Source organism: Dokdonella sp., from assembly GCF_019634815.1.
GTDB lineage: Bacteria > Pseudomonadota > Gammaproteobacteria > Xanthomonadales > Rhodanobacteraceae > Dokdonella_A.
This window is the reverse complement of sequence record NZ_JAHCAP010000001.1, coordinates 115,959-136,863: the sequence shown is the minus strand read 5'-3', so window position 1 is coordinate 136,863 and position 20,905 is coordinate 115,959. Positions and strand designations below refer to the sequence as shown.

The 20,905-nt window shown below is 65.2% G+C and carries 15 protein-coding genes; 5 read left to right on the top strand and 10 right to left on the bottom strand.

Features of this window, described 5'->3' with window-relative positions:
• Positions 1-5 precede the first annotated feature (5 nt).
• From adhP to KF759_RS00490, 5 genes are read right to left on the bottom strand one after another with little or no spacing between them, the layout of a single operon-like run.
• Entirely contained in the window at positions 6-1,034 is a 1,029-nt protein-coding gene (gene adhP / locus KF759_RS00510) for an alcohol dehydrogenase AdhP (RefSeq protein WP_291222197.1), read from the bottom strand.
• 52 nt (positions 1,035-1,086) lie between these two features.
• Positions 1,087-2,232, bottom strand: a complete 1,146-nt coding sequence (locus KF759_RS00505; RefSeq protein ID WP_291222195.1) for an ABC transporter permease — start codon at positions 2,230-2,232, stop codon at positions 1,087-1,089.
• Position 2,233: 1 nt separating this feature from the next.
• Positions 2,234-4,984, bottom strand: coding sequence for a ribosome-associated ATPase/putative transporter RbbA (rbbA, locus tag KF759_RS00500; protein WP_291222194.1), 2,751 nt, complete (start codon positions 4,982-4,984; stop codon positions 2,234-2,236).
• Positions 4,985-4,988: 4 nt separating this feature from the next.
• Entirely contained in the window at positions 4,989-6,089 is a 1,101-nt protein-coding gene (locus KF759_RS00495; RefSeq protein ID WP_291222193.1) for an efflux RND transporter periplasmic adaptor subunit, read from the bottom strand.
• A gap of 17 nt (positions 6,090-6,106) precedes the next feature.
• Positions 6,107-7,549: an efflux transporter outer membrane subunit gene (locus tag KF759_RS00490; protein ID WP_291222192.1), complete on the bottom strand. Its 1,443-nt coding sequence runs from the start codon at positions 7,547-7,549 to the stop codon at positions 6,107-6,109.
• A gap of 220 nt (positions 7,550-7,769) precedes the next feature.
• Here KF759_RS00490 and KF759_RS00485 point away from each other — a divergent pair, with 220 nt between their 5' ends.
• On the top strand, positions 7,770-8,411 hold the full coding sequence (locus tag KF759_RS00485) for a TetR/AcrR family transcriptional regulator (RefSeq protein ID WP_291222191.1): 642 nt from the start codon (positions 7,770-7,772) through the stop codon (positions 8,409-8,411).
• 137 nt (positions 8,412-8,548) lie between these two features.
• Here the strand turns inward: KF759_RS00485 and KF759_RS00480 are convergent, their stop codons facing one another.
• The 3 genes from KF759_RS00480 to KF759_RS00470 form a co-directional block, all read right to left on the bottom strand.
• Complete coding sequence (locus KF759_RS00480) at positions 8,549-9,337, bottom strand: NrdJb (RefSeq protein WP_291222475.1); 789 nt, start codon at positions 9,335-9,337, stop codon at positions 8,549-8,551.
• 137 nt (positions 9,338-9,474) lie between these two features.
• Positions 9,475-10,083 carry a hypothetical protein gene (locus tag KF759_RS00475; protein WP_291222189.1) on the bottom strand — a complete coding sequence of 203 codons (609 nt, stop codon included), beginning with the start codon at positions 10,081-10,083 and terminating at the stop codon, positions 9,475-9,477.
• Positions 10,084-10,187: 104 nt separating this feature from the next.
• Positions 10,188-12,335 (bottom strand): adenosylcobalamin-dependent ribonucleoside-diphosphate reductase, encoded by a 2,148-nt coding sequence (locus KF759_RS00470; RefSeq protein ID WP_291222188.1) that lies wholly within the window; start codon positions 12,333-12,335, stop codon positions 10,188-10,190.
• Positions 12,336-12,708: 373 nt separating this feature from the next.
• On the opposite strand from KF759_RS00470, the gene KF759_RS00465 reads away from it, so the two are divergent.
• From KF759_RS00465 to KF759_RS00450, 4 genes are all read left to right on the top strand, one after another.
• Positions 12,709-14,115, top strand: a complete 1,407-nt coding sequence (locus KF759_RS00465; RefSeq protein WP_291222187.1) for a DegQ family serine endoprotease — start codon at positions 12,709-12,711, stop codon at positions 14,113-14,115.
• An 80-nt stretch (positions 14,116-14,195) separates the two neighbouring features.
• Positions 14,196-15,335 (top strand): substrate-binding domain-containing protein, encoded by a 1,140-nt coding sequence (locus KF759_RS00460; protein ID WP_291222185.1) that lies wholly within the window; start codon positions 14,196-14,198, stop codon positions 15,333-15,335.
• 11 nt (positions 15,336-15,346) lie between these two features.
• Positions 15,347-16,048: an HAD-IA family hydrolase gene (locus KF759_RS00455; protein WP_291222183.1), complete on the top strand. Its 702-nt coding sequence runs from the start codon at positions 15,347-15,349 to the stop codon at positions 16,046-16,048.
• A gap of 232 nt (positions 16,049-16,280) precedes the next feature.
• A complete protein-coding gene (locus KF759_RS00450) occupies positions 16,281-17,654 on the top strand; it encodes a leucyl aminopeptidase family protein (RefSeq protein WP_291222182.1) in 1,374 nt (457 codons plus the stop codon).
• A gap of 98 nt (positions 17,655-17,752) precedes the next feature.
• On the opposite strand, the gene KF759_RS00445 is transcribed toward KF759_RS00450, so the two are convergent.
• Positions 17,753-20,245 (bottom strand): winged helix-turn-helix domain-containing protein, encoded by a 2,493-nt coding sequence (locus tag KF759_RS00445; RefSeq protein ID WP_291222181.1) that lies wholly within the window; start codon positions 20,243-20,245, stop codon positions 17,753-17,755.
• 267 nt (positions 20,246-20,512) lie between these two features.
• Positions 20,513-20,902 carry a hypothetical protein gene (locus KF759_RS00440; protein ID WP_291222180.1) on the bottom strand — a complete coding sequence of 130 codons (390 nt, stop codon included), beginning with the start codon at positions 20,900-20,902 and terminating at the stop codon, positions 20,513-20,515.
• Between the last annotated feature and the right edge of the window lie 3 nt (positions 20,903-20,905).

The following is a 20,905-nucleotide window of genomic DNA, read 5'->3' as shown; positions in this document are numbered from 1 at the left end:
CGCCTTCAGGAAGCCATGTCAAGCACGACACGACCTTCGATCTGTCCCGCGTGCATGCGCGCGAAGATGTCGTTGATGTTGTCCAGGCGGTCGCTGCTGACCGTGGCGGCAACCTTGGCTTGTTCGGCAAAGGCCAGCGCTTCGGCCAGGTCCAGGCGCGTGCCGACGATCGACCCGCGCACGGTGATGCCGTTGAGCACCATGCCGAAGATGTCCAGCGGGAAGTCGCCCGGCGGCAAGCCGACCAGCGACATGGTGCCGCCCCGGCGCAACATGCCCGTGGCCTGGGCGAAGGCCTTGGGAGACACCGCAGTCACCAGCACGCCGTGAGCGCCGCCGATCTCCTTCTTCAGGAATGCGGCCGGATCGGTGGTCTTCGCATTGACCGTGATCGTGGCGCCGAGGCGTTCGGCCAGGCGCAGCTTGGCATCGTCCACATCCACCGCGGCCACGTTCAAGCCCATGGCCCTGGCGTACTGCACCGCCATGTGCCCGAGTCCGCCGATTCCGGAAATGACCACCCAGTCGCCGGGCTTGGTATCGGTGACCTTGAGCCCCTTGTACACGGTGACGCCGGCGCACAAGACCGGAGCGATTTCGACGAACCCGATGTTGGCTGGCAAATGGCCGACGTATCCGGCATTGCCGACCGCGTACTCGGCGAAGCTGCCGTTGACCGAGTAGCCCGTGTTCTGCTGTGACTCGCACAGGGTTTCCCAGCCGCCCAGGCAATGCGTGCAGCAACCGCAGGCCGAATACAACCAGGGAATGCCGACGCGGTCGCCTTCCTTGACGTGCGTGACGCCGGCGCCCACGGCGGCAACGAAGCCCACGCCTTCATGGCCGGGGATGAATGGCGGATTGGGTTTGACGGGCCAGTCGCCCTCGGCGGCGTGCAGGTCGGTGTGGCACACGCCGCAGGCCTCGATCTTGACCAGCACTTCGCCGGCGCCCGGACGCGGCACCGGGACTTCGTCAATCGCCAGGGGTTTGTCGAATGCGCGGACAACGGCGGCTTTCATGGTCTTGTTCATCGCGGTTCTCCTCTCTTGGAATCCTGAACAAATGAAGGGTGCCGGCAACGCATCAGGCCATCTGGGCGATGGTCTTGCGGAAGCGGGCCAGTGACAACGCGAACAGTGCGACGCCGATCACGGCCAGCCACAGGAATTGCTTCCAGACCACCTCGATGCCGGCGCCGCGGAACAGGATCGCCTGGCCGAGTTCGACGAAGTGCGTGGTCGGTGCGGCCAGCATGATGTCTTGCACCAGCTCGGGCATGCTTTCGCGCGGCGTGGATCCACCCGAGAGCATCTGCAAGGGCATGATGGTCAGCACCATCAGCATGCCGAACTGGGCCATGTTGCGTGCCAGGGTGGCGAGGAAGATGCCCATCGAGGTGGTCGCGAACAGGCACAGCGCCGCGCCGGTGAAGAACAAGGGCAGCGAGCCTTCCACCGGCACCTGCAGCATCCCGCGGACCACCAGGTTCAGCGACAGCGCGGCGGCCAGCAGGACCACCAGGCCCATGGCCCAGACCTTGGACAACATGATCTCGAACGGTGTGACCGGCATCACCAGCAGATGCTCGATGGTGCCGCGCTCGCGCTCGCGCAGCAGCGCCGCACCGGTCAGGATGATCGACAGCATGGTGATCTGGTTGATGATCTGGTTCAGACCACCAAACCAGCCCTTTTCCAATGCCGGGTTGAAGCGGGCGCGCAAGGCCAGATCGACAGGCGCGGCGGCCGTGCCGCGCTGGCGCTGGACGAATTCGTTGACCTCTCCCATCACGATCTGCTGCACGGCGCCGCTGCCGGTGAAGGCCTGGCTCATGCGGGTGGCATCCACATTGAGCTGCAGCTCCGGCACGCGGCTGGCCAGCACATCGCGCTGAAAGCCCTGCGGGATGTGCAGGGCAAAGGTGTACTGGCCGGCATCCATGCCGGCGTCCACCGCGTCCATGCGCAACAGTTGCGGCATGGTGAACTGCGGCGGGTAGAACGCCGACACGATGCGCTGAGACAGCGGCGAGTCGTCTTCGTCGACGATCGCTATCGGCGCGTTGTGCAAGGTCTCGGGCATCGCCGTGGCGGCGGTGTAGACCGCACCAGTGAATACGTAGAGGATCAGCACCAGCATCATCGGGTCGCGCGCGAGGCTCCACAGCTCCTTGACGCCGAGCCGGAAGATGTTGGCGAGGTGGCGCCTCTTCTGGCGGATGCGGGCCATCTCAGCGCTCCTGCTTCTTGAGCATGGCGATGGCGATACCGAGGATCACCGGCACCGACAGCAGCATGGGCCACAACGACCCGGCCAGATCGGCGAAACCCAGCGCCTTGTTGAACACGCCACGACTGATCGTGATCATGTGCGTGGCCGGATAGATCTGGCCAATCAATTTGCCGCCCCCTTCCATTGACGACACCGGATCGATGAGTCCGGAAAACTGGGTGGCCGGGATGATGGTGCCGATCATGGCGAGAAACATCGCCGCGATCTGGCTGTTGGTGATCGAGGAAGCGAGCAGGCCCATGCCGGTGGCGACAAAACTGAAGATCAGCGCAGCGACCAGCAGGGTCGGGAAGCTGCCGGTGATCGGCACGCCGAACACGCTTACTGCCAGCAGGAACATCAAACCGAAGTTGATCATCGCCAGGCCCACGTAAGGCAATTGCTTGCCGAGCAGGAATTCACTGCGCGTGACCGGAGTGACGTAGAGGTTGGTGATCGAGCCGGTTTCCTTTTCGCGTACCACCGCGAGCGCCGTGAGCATGGCCGGCAGCATCAGCAGCAGCATCGGAATCACCGCGGGCACCATCGCCGGCAGGCTTTTCACATCGGGGTTGTAGCGGAAACGCGTTTGGACGTCGGCTGCCGCGGCGGTACCGATGCCTTGCGCCGCGGCCTGCGTGGCGAGCCAGCTCATGTGCATGCCCTGCACATAGCCCTGCACGGTCTCGGCGCGCTGCGGCATCGCGCCGTCGACCCAGGCGCCGATCTGCACGCCGTTGCCGCGCAGTGCGTCGCGCATGAAGCCCTGCGGAATCTCGATCGCCAGCGACAGCTCGCCACTGCGCATGCGCTTGTCCATCCCGGCGTAATCGCTGATCGGCGGCTGCTCGATGAAATAGCGCGATCCCGACAGCTGCAGCGCATAGTCGCGGCTGAGCGTGGTGTTGTCGCGGTCGAGCACCGCATAGCGCAGGTCCTGCACGTCCATGCTGATGCCGAATCCGATCACGAACATCAGCAGGATCGAACCACCCAATGCCAGACTTGCGCGGATCGGATCGCGCTGCAGCTCGAGCGTTTCGCGCCACAGATAGCTGAGCATGCGCTGCAGCCTGAAGATTCCACGCCGCGCCGCCGGCGCTGGCTGCGCTGCGGGTTCCGTGGCTTGAGCCTTGGCAGTGGCTTCGACGCTGGATGGCTGCGCAGCGCCCTCGGCTTCGAGCAGATAGCCGATGAAGGCTTCTTCCAGCGTGTTCGCACCGCGCTTTTCCACCAATTTGGCGGGCCTGTCGCTGTCGAGCACCTTGCCGGCATGCATCATCGACATGCGGTCGCAACGCTCGGCCTCGTTCATGAAATGGGTGGAGATGAAGATCGTCACCTTGTCGCGCCGCGACAGTTCGATCAGCAGGCGCCAGAATGCATCGCGTGCCACCGGATCCACGCCCGAGGTTGGCTCGTCGAGGATCAGCAGTTCGGGCTTGTGCACCATCGCCACCGCCAGCGACAGGCGTTGGCGCATGCCCAGCGGCAGACTGTCGGGCAGGCTGTCCAGTTCGTCGATCAGGTCGAAACGCCCGGCCATTTCCTGCACCCGTGCCGGGATTTGCGCGTCGTCGACGTTGAACAGGCGCGCATGCAGCACCAGATTCTGCGCGACGGTGAGTTCGCCATACAGCGAGAACGCCTGCGACATGTAGCCGACGCGGCGGCGGCTGTCGATGTCCCTGGGATCGACCTCCTGGCCGAACAACCAGGCGCGGCCTTCGCTGGCTTCGAGCAGGCCGGTCAGCATCTTCATGGTGGTGGATTTGCCGCAGCCGTTGGAACCGAGGAAGCCGAAGATCTCGCCGCGGCGGATGCGAAAGGACACATGATCGACGGCGACGAAATCGCCGAAGCGCATGGTCAGTCCCTTGGCCTCGATCGCGATGTCGTCGGCATCGGCCTCGAGCGGCGGAATCGCCACCGGCGCGTAACCACGCTTCTTCTCTTCCGGCAGCAGCGCGATGAAGGCCGCCTCCAGTGATGGGCTGCCGGTGCGTGCGAGCAATTGCCGTGGCGTGCCGGTGGCGAGCACCTTGCCTTCGTCCATCGCCATCAGCCAATCAAAGCCTTGTGCCTCGTCCATGTAGGCGGTGGCCACCAGCACGCTCATGTGCGGGCGATCACCACGGATGCGTGCAATCAGATCCCAGAACTGCGCGCGCGCCAGCGGATCCACGCCGGTGGTCGGCTCGTCGAGGATCAACAGGTCCGGATCGTGGATCAGCGCGCAGCACAGGCCAAGCTTCTGCTTCATGCCGCCGGAGAGTTTGCCGGCCGGGCGTGCCAGGAACTTGTGCAGACCGGTGGAGCGGGTGAGATCGTCGATGCGCCGGCGACGTTCGCCCGCGTCGTGGCCGAACAGGCGGGCAAAAAATTGCAGGTTTTCCTCAACCGACAACGTCGGATAGAGGTTGCGACCCAGGCCTTGCGGCATGTAGGCGATGCGTGGACAGACCTTGCCGCGATGATTGCGCTCGCGCATGTCGCCATCGAGCACGTCCACGGTACCTTCCTGCACCATTCGCGCGCCGGCGATCAAGGACAGCAGACTGGACTTGCCGACGCCGTCCGGACCGATCAGCCCGACCATGCAACCGGCTGGAAGATCCTGATCGATCCCGGCGAGCGCTTCGACCTTGCCGTAGCGCAGACGAACCCCGCGCAGTCGAACCACCGGTTTCGAATTGGCCTGCGCGGACATCGGATCAATCCCTGACTGCTGCTGCTGCCACGCGCGGATCGAGCGCCAGCGATTTCGGCCACTGCGCCTTCGCGTCCAGCTTCAGCCAGGCCATGCCGGGCACGCCGGTCTTGACCTGCTGGATGTTGCGATTGAGCAGCTCCGGCGGAATCTGCGCACGCACGCGGAACATCAGTTTCTGCCGCTCGCTCTCGGTCTCGACCGTCTTGGGCGTGAACTGGGCCTGGCTGGCCACGAACGACACGCGCGCCGGAATCACCAGTCCCGACATCGCATCCAGAACGATGCGTACTTCGCTGCCCAGCGCAATGCGTCCGGCGACCGTTTCCGGGACGAAGAACGTCATGTAGACATCGGACAGGTCGAGCAGGTTGAGTACCCGGCCACCCGCGGCGAGGACTTCCCCGGGCTGGGCGACGCGCACCTGCACGCGGCCATCACGCGGCGCCTTGAGCACGCTGTCGGAAATGTCGGCATCGATTCGCGCCACCGTGGCGCTGGCTGCATCGACGCTGGAGTGTGCGCCCACCACTTGCGCCTGCGCCGCCGCGACCGCTGCTTCGGCCGATGTGACCTGGGCACGGGTTGCGGCCAAGGCCGCTTCCGCGCCGCGCACGCGGGCGCGGTCGTCGTCCAGCTCCTGCACGGAGGCAGCGCCTTCGGCGGACAGCGTCTGCGAGCGGGCCAGACGGCGCTTGGCAGCATCCAGCTCGGACGCGCGCTGGGCGACCTGCGCCTTCGCCGCAGCCACGTCGCTTTGACGCAGGGTCACCTGCGCTTGTGCGGCCACCGCGCTGTATTGGGCCTGCTGCCTGCCCGCTTCGGCCTCGGCGCGCTGCGCGTTGAGCGAATCCAGTTGCATGCGCGCCACCGCTTGGCCGGCTGTCACGAAATCGCCTTCGCGCACCAGGATCTCCTGCACCCGGCCTGGCAATTTGGTGGACACGTCAATCTCGGTGGCTTCGATTCGCCCATTGCCGCCGACAAAGCCTTCGCCGGGACCGTTGTCGGACAAATTGCCCCAGGCCCAAACGCCCAGCAATGCGATGGCTGCTGCGCCGATCGCAAGCAGAAGTTTTTTCTTGGTTGACTTGGAAATGTCCATGACGGAATCCGAATCGATCAGGGTGCGGAAGGGGAGGCGGTGAGCGCGGTACCGCCACCCAGGGCCAGGTACAGCTCGACTTGGCTGGAAAGCAACTGCCGACGCGCCTGTACCAGTTGTTGGCCGGCATCGAGCAGCTCGCGCTGCGCATCGAGCACTTCGAGGTAGGTGGCCGAACCGGCGTCGTAACGCAGCTTTGCCAGTCGCGCGCGTTCGCTTGCAACGGCTTGCGCAACTTCGCGCAGCTCGCGCTGTTCACGCAGCCAGCGTCGCGCCGCCAGCGCATCGGCGACTTCGCGGAACGCGGTCTGGATGCTCTTTTCATACTCGGCCACGGCGATGTCACGGCGGACTTCACTCAAGTCGAGGTTGGCGCGCAGGCGGCCCGCGCTGAAGATCGGCAGCGACAACACCGGCACGAAGGTCCAGGCGCGGCTGCCCGATTCGAACAGGCCATCGAGTTCGGCGCTGGCGCTGCCGAAAGTTCCGGTCAGGTCGATGCGCGGGAAGAAGGCCGCACGCGCGGCGCCGATTTCGGCATTGGCCGCACGCAGACGATGTTCGGCGGCGATGATGTCCGGTCGCAGCACCAACACTTCGGATGGCAGGCCGGGCGACAGTTCCGCCAGCACCGTGGTCTGGTCGAATGGCGCGGCCTCCGGCAGCGGGCCGGGATCGGCACCGATCAGCAGCCCGAGTGCGTGCAGCTGGGCGGCGCGCGCTTGTTCGAGCTGGGCGCGCAATGCCTGGGCCTGCGTGAGCAGGCTTTGCACCTGGGTCTGTTCCAGCCGGGAGGCCGCACCCAATTCGTAGCGGCGCGTGAAGATGCGGAAAGATTCTTCACGGGTCTCCACGGTGCGCTGCGCGAGAGCGACACGCTCGTCGAGTTCACGCAGACCGAGGTATCCGTCTGCAACTTGTGCAATCAAGGCCAGTTCCGTCGCACGCCGGCCCTCTTCGGTGGCCAGCCACTGCTGCAGTGCTGATTCTTTCAGGCTGCCTACCCGACCCCACAGATCGAGTTCCCAGTTGCTGGCGCCGAGCTCGGCGCGGTACTCGGCGCCGACCGCGGACACGCCGCTGCTGTTCAGATCACCCGGAACCCGGGCACGCGCACCTTGCCCCGCGAGTCCCAGCGCCGGGAACTGCTCGGCGCGTTGAATGCGAAACGCGGCTCGGGCTTCGTTGGTGCGCAAGATCGCGATCCGCAGGTCGCGGTTGTTCGCCAGCGCGGTGTCGATCAGCTGGCGCAGCTGCGGATCGGTGAAGTAATCGTGCCAGGCCAAGGTCGCTGCGTTTTGCCCATCGACCTCGCCGGCGCTGTCCCATGCCGCAGGTACGGGCGCTTCCGGAGTCGTCAGGCGCGGAGCCATCGAGGCGCAGCCGGCCAGCATCGTCGTCAGAAGGCCGACTGCAAGGAAGCGCCGTGTGGGCTGACGGAAAGCGGGAAAAGTAGTCATGGGCATCGCGGGAGCTTGGATTGATCCTGAAGGTTCGGCAGGGGTCCGAAAATTCGATCGTCGCGGCAGACAGGAGCGCCAGGCTCGGGCGCCACGATGGAACGTGTTGATCCACGGTAGTCATCCCCGCGGAGGGAAGTCTTGACCTCGATCAACTAATGAATTCACGTTCATTATGTGTTACTAATGACCAAACGGCCAATAGTGTTGGAGTAAAGACATGCCCACCTCGGCGTCACCGGCCAGCCGACGCAAACGCGTCCGGCTGAAACCCGAAGTCAGATCACGCCTGATTCTTGACGCCGCCCGTGCGGAATTTGGTACGCGTGGCTTCACCGCGACCCGGATCGAAGACATTGCCGCCCGTGCCGGGCTCACCAAGACCGGGGTGTATGCGCACTTCGCGGGCAAGGACGCCATATTCGAGGCCCTGCTCACCGATGCCCTGCAGCAGGTGAATGCGGGGCGAGCCGCAATCTGGAGGCTGGATGGCAGTGCGACCGCGGCAGACATGGTGGATGCCTATCTCGATGGCCTCTACCAGATGGTGCAGGATCCGGTTTTCACCGAGCTGTTTCGCCTGCTGGTGACCGAAAGTCAGCGCGTGCCGGAACTGATTCGGCACTGGCATGCCCAGGTGGTGCTGCGCTATCGATTCGTGGAGCAGGACCTGATCAACGAGTGCGTCCGTCGCGGCTTGCTGCGCGACAGCCCGCTGACGAGGCTGTTCTCGCTTTCAGTGGCGCCGGCGTTCCTGTGGCTGGTGAGCAAGATGATATTGCGGCAGGACGCGGAGTATCCGCTGGATCAGGTGCGGCAGATCCACCGCGCCATGTTGCTCGATCAGCTGCAACCGCGCTGAAGTTGCAGGCAAGCGCCGCGGCCCAATGGCTCGGGCCCCCCAAGGGCGGAATGCGTGCCGAACGCGGGCGGGAAGCAAGGCGCTGTCGCCTTGCCGGAACCGGACAGCCCCGGCTCAGACCGCGGGCGAGTGCCGACTCAGCCGCACTTGGAATAGCCGCAGTTGAGGCAGGTCTCGCAGCCGTCCATGACGATGACTGCGGACGTGTTGCACTTGTGGCAGAGCGTGGCGCCGGCGGGGAAGGCGCTGCCGCTTGCGGCGGCCTTGTTGGCAGAGCCGGCGCCGGCGCCGGCGATGGATGCATCGATGCCGTCGTTGCCGGCCGCGTCAGCCGTCAATGCGCCGGCGTCAGACTTTTTTTTTGCGCGGGCCTCGTAGGCGGCGCGCTTTTCGGCGATGAGCTTTTTCTGGTGCTCGTCAAGCTCGGGATCGTGCAACAGGCCGATCATCTTCATGTGCTGCTCGATCACCGCGCCCAATTCGGCAACGATCGAGGGCATGTAGACGCCGCCGGCCTTGAAGTAGCCACCGCGCGGGTCGAACACGGCCTTGAGTTCCTCGACCAGGAAGGTGACGTCACCGCCCTTGCGGAACACCGCGGACATGATGCGGGTGAGCGCAACGATCCACTGGAAGTGTTCCATGTTCTTGGAGTTGATGAAGATCTCGAACGGCCGGCGCAATTCGAACTCGGTGCCCTGGTTGAGCACGATGTCGTTGATCGTCACGTACAGTGAATGCTCGAACAGCGGCGACTTGATCTTGTAGGTCGCGCCGATCAGCGTCTCCGGGCGCTCGACCTTTTCGTGCATCTGGATGACTTCGGCGACGGCCGGGCTGTCCGACACAGTCGCGCTGGCGGCCGCTGCGGCAGGCTCGTCGGGTTTGGCGACTGAGTATCCTTTGATCTTCTTGGTGATCTTCATGATGTCCAACTTGGGAAACAAGGCGGGCGTGCGCCGTGCTCACGCCCGCATGGAAAATTCTCGTGTGTCGGATCGCTGCGACCGGACAGCGATTCCCGACCAGCCGCGAGGGGCTGGTCGGGCCTGCGCGCCCCGTATCAACGGCGCCGAGCAGGTTTCCTGGCGGCTTTCTTGGCCGGCTTGCGGGCGACCTTCTTCGCCACCTTCTTGACGGCCTTTCCGGCCGGCTTGCGCGCGACCTTCTTGACCACTTTCTTGGCAGCCTTTTTGGCCGGCTTGCGCGCGACCTTCTTGACCACTTTCTTGGCAGCTTTTCCGGCCGGCTTGCGCGCGACCTTCTTCACTGCTTTCTTCACCGCCTTCCTTGCGGCGCTGGCCTTCTTGGCCGCTTTTTTGGCGACTTTCTTGGCGGCCTTCTTCACCGCCTTGACCTTGGCCTTGGCTTTGGCGACCGCCTTCCTGGCGTCCTTCTTCACGCCATCTGCCGCTTTCTTCTCGGCGCTGCCGGCCTTGGCAACCAGCTGCTTGGCCTTGGCGACCACGCCCTGCACGCGCCGCGCCGCCTGCTTGCGCGCGACGGCGGCCGTGTCGGCAACCTTGCGCGCGGTGTTCTCCACTGCCTGGCGCGCATCGGTGGCGACGTTGCTGACCGTCGAAACCACGTTGCCTGCCGCTTCACTGATCGCGTCGCCCAGTTGCGACGCGCCTTCCTTCAGGTTGTCGAACGAACCGCCTTCACTGTGCATGATCAATGCCCCTCGTACGGTGACTTGACTGTGGATGGTCGGAATTCCCGAGACTTGCGGAACGCAGCGCCGATGCCGGATTCGTGCGTGCTGGAAACGGCCGGTCAGAACTTGCCGTAATAACCTTCCTTGAGCGCATCGAAAAGATTGGCCGCGGTGTGCGTTTCGCCATCGTACTCGATCTCTTCATTGCCCTTGGCTTCCACCACCGAGCCATCCTCGAGTTCGAAGCGGTAGGTGGTGTTGGCCAGATCATGCTCCTTGACCAGTACGCCTTGGAAGGCCGCCGGGTTGAAGCGGAAGGTGGTGCAGCCCTTCAGCCCCTGCTGCCAGGCGTAGCGGTAGATGTCCTTGAACTCCTCGTAGGGGTAATCGGTGGGCACGTTGGCGGTCTTGGAGATCGAGGAATCGACCCATTTCTGCGCCGCGGCCTGGATATCCACATGCTGGCGGGGGGTGATGTCGTCGGCGGCAACGAAATAGTCGGGCAGCTTCTCGCCGGGCTCGCTTGAAAACGGCATCGCCTTGCCGTTGATGAGCTCGCGGTAGGCAAGCAGTTCGTAGCTGTAGACCTCGACCTTTTCCTTGGATTTCTTGCCTTCGCGGATGACGTTGCGGCTGTAGTGGTGGGCAAAGCTCGGTTCGATGCCGTTGCTGGCATTGTTGGCCAGCGACAGCGAAATCGTGCCGGTCGGCGCGATCGAGGAATGGTGGGTGAAGCGTGCGCCGACCTCGGCCAGCTCGGCCACCAACTCGGGGGCGACCTGGGCCACGCGCTGCATGTAGCGGCTGTAGCGCGCATGCAGGATGCGACCGGGAATCATGTCGCCGACCTTCCAGCCATCGGCGACCATTTCCGGCCGCTTGCGCAGCATCTCGCCGGTGACGGCAAATTCCTGCGCGAGCACCGGGGCCGGGCCCTTTTCCTTGCCCAGTGCCGCCGCGACTTCCCAGCCGGCCAGTGCCATTTCACGGGCGACATCCTCGGTGAACTGGCAGGCGTCGGCGCTGCCATAGGTCTTCTTGAGCATGGTCAGGGTGCTGCCCAGACCGAGGAAGCCCATGCCGTGGCGGCGCTTGGACAGGATCTCGTTGCGCTGCTGCTCGAGCGGCAGGCCGTTGATCTCGACAACGTTGTCGAGCATGCGCGTGAACACGCGCACGACTTCCTTGTATTCCTCCCAGTCGAAGTGCGCCTTGGGGCCGAACGGATCGCGCACGAAGGTGGTGAGGTTGACCGAACCGAGCAGGCAGGAGCCATAGGGCGGCAGCGGCTGTTCGCCACAGGGATTGGTCGCGCGGATGTTCTCGCACCACCAGTTGTTGTTCATCTCGTTGACGCGGTCGATGAGGATGAAACCCGGCTCGGCGTAGTCATACGTCGACACCATGATCATGTCCCACAAGTGACGTGCGCGCACGTGGCCGTAGATCTTGCAGGCAACCAGGCCGTCCTCGCGGTCCACGTAATTGCGATGCGTGGGCCAATCACGCCAGACCACCACGTTGGCGTCTTCGAGGTCGACTTCGTGCTGTTCCTTGACATGCACCGGGAACACCAGCGGCCAATCGCCGTCCTCCTCGACCGCATCCATGAACCCGTCGGTGATCAGCAGCGAGAGGTTGAATTGCCGCAGGCGGCCGTTTTCACGCTTGGCCTTGATGAACTCGCGCACATCCGGATGCGAGACATCGAAGGTACCCATCTGCGCGCCGCGTCTGCCGCCTGCGGACGAAACGGTGAAGCACATCTTGTCGTAGATATCCATGAACGACAGCGGTCCCGAGGTGTAGGCGCCGGCGCCCGACACATAGGCGCCACGGGGGCGCAGCGTCGAGAACTCGTAGCCGATGCCGCAGCCGGCCTTGAGCGTGAGGCCGGCTTCGTGGACCTTGCCGAGAATGTCGTCCATCGAGTCGTCGATCGTGCCCGAGACGGTGCAGTTGATCGTCGAGGTCTTGGGTTTGTGTTCCTGCGCGCCCGCGTTGGAGGTGATGCGACCCGCCGGAATCGCGCCGCGGCGCAGCGCCCACAGGAAGCGCTCGTACCAGTAGGTCTTCTTTTCAGGCGTGACCTCGACCTCGGCCAGCGCACGGGCGATGCGCTGGTAGCTTTGGTCGATGTCCTGGTCGACGGCTTCACCTTGTTTGGTCTTGAGGCGGTATTTCTTGTCCCAGATGTCCCAGGACGCCGGTTGCAAGGGAATCTGAACCGCGCCACGCGCGAGTTGTTCAAGGCGGACCGTATTCATGAATCGTGTTTTCTCCCCGGGGCGCGGGCAGTTCGTGCCTGTCCGCAAACAACTCTATGACGCACCACCCTCTCCAAGGCGGACGCGTCCATCCTTTTGGCCGAAGCACAAGACCTTGTTGCGCCAAGCACGGAAAAACACAAGATGTTGTGACCTGACGCCGAACAGTACGCCGAACGCCCCAGTGAAGTAAAGCCCGAAACACGTTGCGCTGCAGCAGTTGCTGGCGCAATCTGAACGAACCCTGCGCCAGCGGCCGGGAACCACGCCTGGGCATGAAATCTATGCCGGCGGGCGTGGTCACAGCAGCGCTCACTGCCTGCTCGCTGGCTGCTTGCCGCGCGCGGTTTCGCTCCAGCCACAGGACTTCGTCATGCCCAACTTCCCGCAGCTCTCCCGTCCCGCCCTGATCAGTCTGTGCCTGGGCCTTGGCGCCCTGTTCGGCGCCGCCTGGTCGGCGGGTGGCGGGGGGCGCGCGGTGGCCGCGGCGCCTCCGCCGATCGTAGACGGTGCGGTGCTGCCTTCACTGGCGCCGATGCTCGAGCATGTGACGCCGGCGGTGGTCAACATCGCCTCCAAGACCCACGTCGCGGTGCGCAATCCGTATTTCGAGGATCCGATGTTCCGGCGCTTCTTCGGCATCCCCGACGGCCCGCGCGAGCGCGTGCAGCAATCGCTGGGTTCGGGCGTGATCGTCGATGCGGGCAAGGGCTATGTGCTCACCAACAACCATGTTGTGGCCGGCGCCGATGACATTACCGTGACGCTCGCCGACGGTCGCTCGGTCAAGGCCAAGGTGCTGGGCACCGACCCCGATACAGATTTGGCGGTGCTGCAGATTCCCGCCGAGGATCTGGTTGCGCTGCCGGTCGCCGATTCGGCCAAGCTGCGCGTGGGTGATTTCGTTGCCGCGGTCGGCGAGCCCTTCGGCCTGGGTCAAACCGTGACCCACGGCATGATCTCGGCACTGGGCCGCAGCGGCCTGCGCGGCAGCGGCTACCAGAACTTCATCCAGACCGATGCGCCAATCAATCCCGGCAACTCGGGTGGTCCACTGGTGAACCTGCGCGGTGAACTGGTCGGCATCAATTCAATGATCTATTCGCCTTCGGGCGGCAATGTCGGCATCGGCTTCGCGATCCCGTCCAACCTTGCCGTCGAGGTGATGCGCCAGCTCGTGACCACCGGCAGCGTCAAACGCGGCGTACTCGGCGTCGAGGCCCAGGATCTCACCCCCGAACTGTCGCGCATGCTCGGCCTCAAGGAATCGCGGGGTGCGGTGGTCACGCGCGTGCGCGTCAATTCGCCCGCGGCCAGTGCCGGCCTGCGCGCGGGCGACGTCATCGTTTCGCTTGACGGCAAGACCGTGGCCAGCGCCCAGGACCTGCACAATGCCGAGGGTTTGACCGCGCCCGGCGCCAGCGTCGCCGTGGGCGTGCGGCGTGAAGGCAGCCTGATCACGCTCAACGCGGCACTGCGCGCGGCCGAGGTCACGGTGATCAAGGGCGCGTCGCTCGATGCGCGCATGGCCGGCGTGGACTTCACCGAGGTGTCCGACAGCTTGCGCCAGCAGGGCATTGGGGGTGTGGTGGTGAGCGCGATCAGCCAAGGCAGTCGTGCCTGGCAGTCGGGTTTGCGCAAGGGCGACGTGATCGTCGCCTTCAATCGGCGCGATCTCGCCGGCAGCAGTGACTTCCAGCGTCTGTCGTCGATGCGGCCGCGCCAGATCATGCTCACCCTGCTGCGTGGCGACGAGGCGTTCTATCTGCTCCTGCAGTGAGCGGGTGCAGGACGATTCACGAGCCTTGCTGCGCTGCGTGCTATCGTCCCGCCTCGTTCCTTCGCCCGTGTGGTTGTTGCATGTCCGTTTCCGTGCGCCTGCTTGCCTGCCTGTTTTTCGTTTTCACCGCGAGTGCGCTGGCCAAGCCGGCGGACAAGCCCGGCCCTGCATCGACCGATGCGTTGATCTGGCGCGGTGACCACACCACCGGCCGCGCGATCATGGAGGACTTGGCCAAGGCGTATGCCAAGGCGAAACTCGGCAAGATCACCTTGCAGCCATTCAGTACGGTTTCCGGCCTCGATGCGGTCAACAACGGCAGTGCCGACATCGCCGGCAGCGCTCGCGGCAAGTACGCGCGCAGAGTCGAAGAAGCCAACCTCGAGTTCGCGCCGATCGCGCTCGATGCCGCGGTGCTCATCACGCATCCGAAGAATCCGGTACGCAGCCTCACGCTCAAGCAGGTCCACGACATCTATTTCGGCCGCATCACCAACTGGAAGGATCTGGGTGGCCCGGACAAGGAGATCAACCTTTACGGCATCGCCGCGCCGCTCGATGGCGTGGAGTATTCACTGCGTGAGCTGATCTACGGCAAGGGTGATCAGCCGGTCGCGGTACCGCGCCTGTACATCAACACCGCCAAGCTCGAAGAAGCCATCACGCTCGACCCCGCCGGCCTGGGCCTGTCCACACTCGCCAACAGCTTCGCCAACAAGGGCATCAAGGCGCTGGCAATCAATGGTGTCGAAGCCTCGGTGCGCAGCGTCGCCGATGGCAGCTATCCGCTCTACATCACGCTCTACACCGTCAACCGCGCCGATACCCCCAAGCAGGCCGAGATCGACCGCTATCGCGCTTTCCTCGCCTCGCCGGCCGCGCACGAGATCTTTCGCCGCCATCAGCTCATTCCCTACGCCGATGCCTCGGCTCTGCTCGCCAACAACGACGAACGCATCCGGCGGATCGACGAGCAAGTCGGTCGCGGCGCTGTCGCGGCGGTGGCTGCCGCCAGCAGCCCGCCCGCGGCAACGCCTCCGCCGAGGTCCGCGCCGCATGCGACACTGTCCGCGGCCACCGCGGTGGCGCCGACCTCGGCAAGTGCGGAAGCGGCGCGTGCCAATCTCGCCCGCGCCGAGGCCAAGCGGCAGGCGGCAGCCGAGGCCGCCCAGTCCAAGGCAGGCAAGACCGCGCCAGCAAAAGGCAACAGCGGCAACTGAGTCGCCATGCCATGCGCATCCGCGCGGTCAGTTTCGACCTCGACGACACGTTGTGGCCGATCGCGCCGGCGATCGACAGTGCCGACCGCGCACTCGATGATTGGCTGCATGCCTGCCATCCTGCCGTGGCGCGGCGCTGGCCGATTCCGGCGCTGCGCGCGCTGCGCGAGCGCGTTGCGCAGGAGCACCCGCAGCTCTCGCACGATTTCACTGCGCAGCGCATGCTCACGCTCGAGCGCGCGTTCGCGCACTGCGGCATCGGTGAGGCGCATGTGGCCGATGCCTTCGAGGTCTATTTCGCTGCGCGCAATCGCGTCAATTGCTACCGCGATGTCGTGCCGGCCCTGGGCGCGCTCGCTGCGCGACTGCCTCTGGTGAGCATTTCCAACGGCAATGCCGACCTCGGCCGCATCGGCCTGCGAGAGCATTTCCGCGCCTGCATCAGCGCGCGCGAATGCGGTGTGGCCAAGCCGGACGCGGCAATCTTCCACGCCGCCTGCGCCGCGCTTGAACTTGAACCCGCGGCGATCCTGCACGTGGGCGATGATCCGCTGCTCGATGTTGCCGGCGCCCATGCTGCCGGCATGCGCACCGCGTGGCTCAATCGCAGCGGACTGGCCTGGCCCACGGAGGCGGTGCCTGAGGCAGTGCGACCCGATCTGGAGCTGCGGGATCTGGCCGGACTCGTGCAATGGCTGGCGGCGCGTGCCTGAGCGGGTTCGCGCGTCTGCGCGTGCGCAACAACGCCTTCATCTGCTTGCCAAAACCCCGTACAGTCACTCACTTGGGGTGCCCCTGACATGGATCGAGCGCGAACGTGACGCGCGGCGGTGTGCGCGCGGCTGATCGGCCTCGAGGGGGCGGCCAGCGCCAGGGCGCTCACCAATCGGTGTCGAAATTCCAACACGCGCAGGGCATCGCCGGTCGGACCGGCAGGAGCAGAAGATGGATGCATGGCTGACAGGGGGCGACAGGGGCAACGCAACGCGGTTGATCGTGGTCGACCGCGAGCGCTTCCCCGCAATCGTCGATGCGCTCGGCGCGCCCGCACGACGCTGGTGCGAATCCAACGGCTTCGCCGGGGACAGCGGCCGCTGGCTGGCCTTGCCCGATGGCGATGGTGGCAACGCCGCGATTCTCGTCGGCAGCCGCGCCGATGCGGGCCCCTATGCGCTGGCCTGGTTGCCGCTGACCCTGCCGCTTGGCAACTATCAACTCGATTCGCGCGGAATCGCCCTGGATGCCGGTGATTGCGCGCTTGGCTGGGCACTGGGTGCCTACCAGTTCACGCGCTATCGCAAGCCCGCGCGCGCGGCGGCGCGATTGCTCGTTGACAACCAGATCGCGCAGGCGATCGAACCACTGGCGCAGGCCGCGTACCTGGTGCGCGATCTCGTCAACACACCGACCGAGGATCTCGGTCCCGAGCAACTCGCAGCCTGCGTGCGCGAACTCGCCGCGGCGCACTCGGCACAGTATTGCGAATGGGTTGGCGATGAGCTGCTCGCCGCCAATTTCCCGACCATCCATGCAGTCGGTCGCGCCAGCCATCGGGCACCACGTTTGGCCCAGCTCACGCACGGCCCTGCAGGCGCGCCGCATCTGGTGCTGGTCGGCAAGGGCGTGTGCTTTGACAGCGGTGGTCTGGATATCAAGACCGCCGATGGCATGCGTTGGATGAAGAAGGACATGGGCGGCGCGGCGCATGCGATCGCGCTCGCACAACTCGTGCTCACCTTGCGCTTGCCGGTGCGGCTGACCCTGCTGGTGCCCGCGGTCGAGAATTCGATTGCGGGTAATGCATTGCGGCCGGGCGAAGTGGTGCTGACGCGCGCCGGCTTGAGCGTGGAGATCGACAATACCGACGCCGAAGGCCGCTTGATCCTGTGTGATGCGCTGGCCTATGCGGGCGAGCAGAAGCCCGACCTCATCATGGATTTCGCCACGCTCACCGGCGCCGCACGCGTGGCGCTGGGCCCCGATCTGCCCGCGCTGTTTGCCAATCGCGACGAACTTGCCGGACAACTGCAGGCAGCAGCGGATGCGGCTCACGATCCGCTGTGGCGGCTGCCGCTCTGGCGGCCGTACCTGCCGATGCTCGAATCGCATGTGGCCGACCTCGCCAATGCCGGTGCTTCGCGCCACGCGGGCGCGATCACCGCGGCCCTGTATCTCGAGCGCTTCGTCCCCGAGGCGCAGCCGTGGGCACATCTGGATGTCTACGCCTGGAACGATGCAGCCAAACCGGGCCGTCCGCGTGGCGGAGAGGCACAGGGCCTGCGCGCCTGCTTCGAGTTCCTGCGCCGGCGTTACGGCTGAACGGTGTGCCGCGAGGCGGCTGCGGCAGAGGTTTCACTCAATCGCGCCGCGCCGCCCAAGGTCGGCATGCGAGCCGGATGCCCGGACCCGTCTCCCGCTCAGGGTCGTGCAGGTGAACCGGGCATGCGCGATTCCTCGAACGCCGGCACCAGCTCTCTGGGCGGCTGACGCTCGCCGGCCAGGGTCAGGACCTGGCGCGCGGCTGCCTGCGTGCCGTCATGGTCGTCTTGCGCACTGCGCACCTTGAGCACCAGCAACGCCGCGGCATAACTGTGTTCGGGCAATTCCGGCCAGTTGGCGAGCAGCGCATCGAGCATCTGTGCAGCGTCGCGGACGCGATGTCGCGCCAGCTGGAAATCGACGTAGGCTGTTGTGGCTTCCAGCATGCCGGCTGCGTCCTGCGGGCGCGCCCTGGCCAAGGCCAAGGCAGCCCGGTAGTCCGCCTCGGCAGCATCCGGTAGACCACGGCCTGCGTTCCAACAGGCCTGCGCGACGTGGCCGTCGATGGTCGTGGCCGCCTTCAGAATTTCCAGCTGCGCCGACGTGAGTGTCGGCATGGGTCCTGCCGCACACCATGATCGGGTGCCGGCATGGGCGTCAATCAGCAGCCGCAGCAGGGCTTCGGCATCTATTCGATGATGCTTGACCGATCCGGATTCTGGCAGCATCGCCAAGCCGGCAGTTGCGGTGTTCACGGCGCTGTCCCAGTGGCCTTGCGCGATCTGCAGCTGCGCTCGCTGGCTTGCAATGTCGAGCAGATCCTCGACGCCACCCGGACCCATGTCATTGTCCTGGATGTCGTGTCTCACGGCGCGTTCCTGCTCATCGAGCAAGGCCTGCGCCTCATTGAGACGTCCCAGCTTCATCAGCGCGCGGGTCCGAATGCGCAGGTACGTTGCATCTTCGTAACTGCTGGTCTTGCCTGCCTTCTGTTGCAGGGCGCGCATCCGATCGGTCGTACGCAGGACATCTTGCCAGCGCAACCGATACGATTGCAGGTAGGCGGTCCACATCATGTTCGAGCGCAGCACCCCGATCGCACCGTAGGCTTCGAGCACGGCTGCGCTTTGCGTCAATTGCAGCGAAGCCTCGCCGAGCCGGCCATCAAGCACGGCCAGTTGCCCCATGGTGCTGGTGACCCTGGCGACCCGGAGCTCATCACCCAGTTGGCTGAACATTTCGCGCGCATCCATGAGATCACGCACCGCATCGGTCTTCCTGCCGTCCAGAAACGCGGCAATTCCGCGCAGCTGTTTCGCGACGGCCAAGTCATGCGGCGAATCGGCGCCCTGCAGCCGGGCGATCGCCTGATCCACGAGATTGGGCCAGTCGGGTTCATTGAGTTGTCGCATTGCACGCGCCTTGGACAGCAGCAGGCGGGCATAGGCAGCCGGTTGCGTGGCCGAGTCGAGTCGCTCGAGCCAAAGGTCCGCCTTCTTCTTGGCGACACTGTTCCGACCGCGTTCAAGCTCCAGTTCGATTTCGAGGAAACCTGCTTCGGACCGCTGGCGGTCCGCATCGGACAGGCGCGACAGCTGCAGCAGGGCGCCTTCGTAATCGCGCGCGCGGATCGCCTGGCGGATCAATTCGAAGGTTTCTTCGATCGATCCATCGAGGTTCGGTCCCGATCGCTTCAGGCGCTCATTCAGACGCCGGACCGCCATGCGTCCGGCGGCAAGCAGGTCCTGCGCACTGCCATCGACACGGATGCTGCCACCGACTCGCGCCTGGGCCGCCAAAGCGACCACCCAGCTCTGCTGAACCCGGTACGCGCGTGGCGCCACCACAAGCGCGGCATCAAGTTCTTGCGCCAGCTTCGCAAGATCGGCATTGGCCGGTACCTCAGCGATGCGCGTGAGCGCTTTCTGGATCGGCACGACCTGCGCGCCCTGCCGATGCAAGCCTTCGGCGACCAAGGCCATCAGGCCAATCCGGGCCCAGCCTTCCGAATCATCCGGGAGCACGGCCGGCAACACCCAGGACTGCATGGAGTCGGTCTCGACCACGCTGTCCGGCGTCGTCGTTGCGACGGTGGGATGTGTCCGCCACCAGGCGGCAAACACGGCCAGCGCAGCCAGGATCGCGACGATGGACCACGCCCAAAGCCGGTGCATGGCAGATCGGGGAGCTGCCGTGGGGTCGGGCGCAGCGGCGGAGGCGGCAACAGGTATAGCGACAGCAGCAGATTCCGCTGCGGGCGCGCTTGCCGAACCCGGCTGCGCCAGCGCAATCGACTCCGCAGCGCCGGAGTCGGAGCGCGTGGCTTGTTCGCCGGGGTCCTCGACGGCATCGACGCTGCCGGTCCAGTGATAGCCAAACCCCGGCACGGTGCGGATGAGGCGTTGGCTGGCGCCGTCATCGAGCAGCAGCCGCCGCAAGTCGGCGATGGCGTGGGCAAGCTGGTTGTCCGACACGTTGCTGCGCTTCCACACCACGTCGATGAGCTCGTCGCGCGCGATGGCCCGATCGCGGTGTTCAATCAGGTATGCCAGGCAATCGAACACCTTGCGCGGCACATCCAGCTCGACTTGGTCGCGGCGCAACAAGCGCGCGCCAGGATGCAGCACGAAGTTGTCGAAACGGTAGTGCATGGGTCGAGCCGGGCTCCGGGCTGCGCGGTGCAAGGCAGTTGTAGCGCAAACACAGCTGAAATTCCCGCGGCAACTTCCCCGGATCATTCGCTCGCACCGGCCCGCGGATGGTCAAGGCGGTCAGGATGACAACGCGGTCACAGGCGCAAGCAGCGGTCGGTCTCAGGCGTCCGCTGGTTTGCGTCATCCGCAAGGCAATCCGGAAATATTCGCTGGGATCGAGGCCTCTCCACATGGGCCTCCATGATGAATCCCGAGCCTGTTGCGTCAAGCCTTTCCGACCTTCGCCTTTCTCCATGTGCGACTTGTCTGGCAGCGCCCCTTGCCGATGCAATCGGCGCTGCGGCCATGCCTGTGCTGGCGGCTGGTCATGACGTCGGGATCCCTGGCGGAACCACCCTGCCCGTCGCCCGCTGCGCCGATGATGGCAGCGCCGGCACCCTGCGCAGCGCGACCAGCTTCAGCCAGGACCGGATCGTGATCCCGGTCGAAATCAACGAATTCACCGTGCATGGACCGGCCACGTCCTTGACCATCGATGCGCGCGATGTCGGCGTCGCCACCGATATCGGCGCACATGAATTGCAACACGTCCCCGACGATGCGATCTTCGTCGCCGGTTTCGAATCCCGGGGCCTGCATCAACGTGCCGCCCATGCA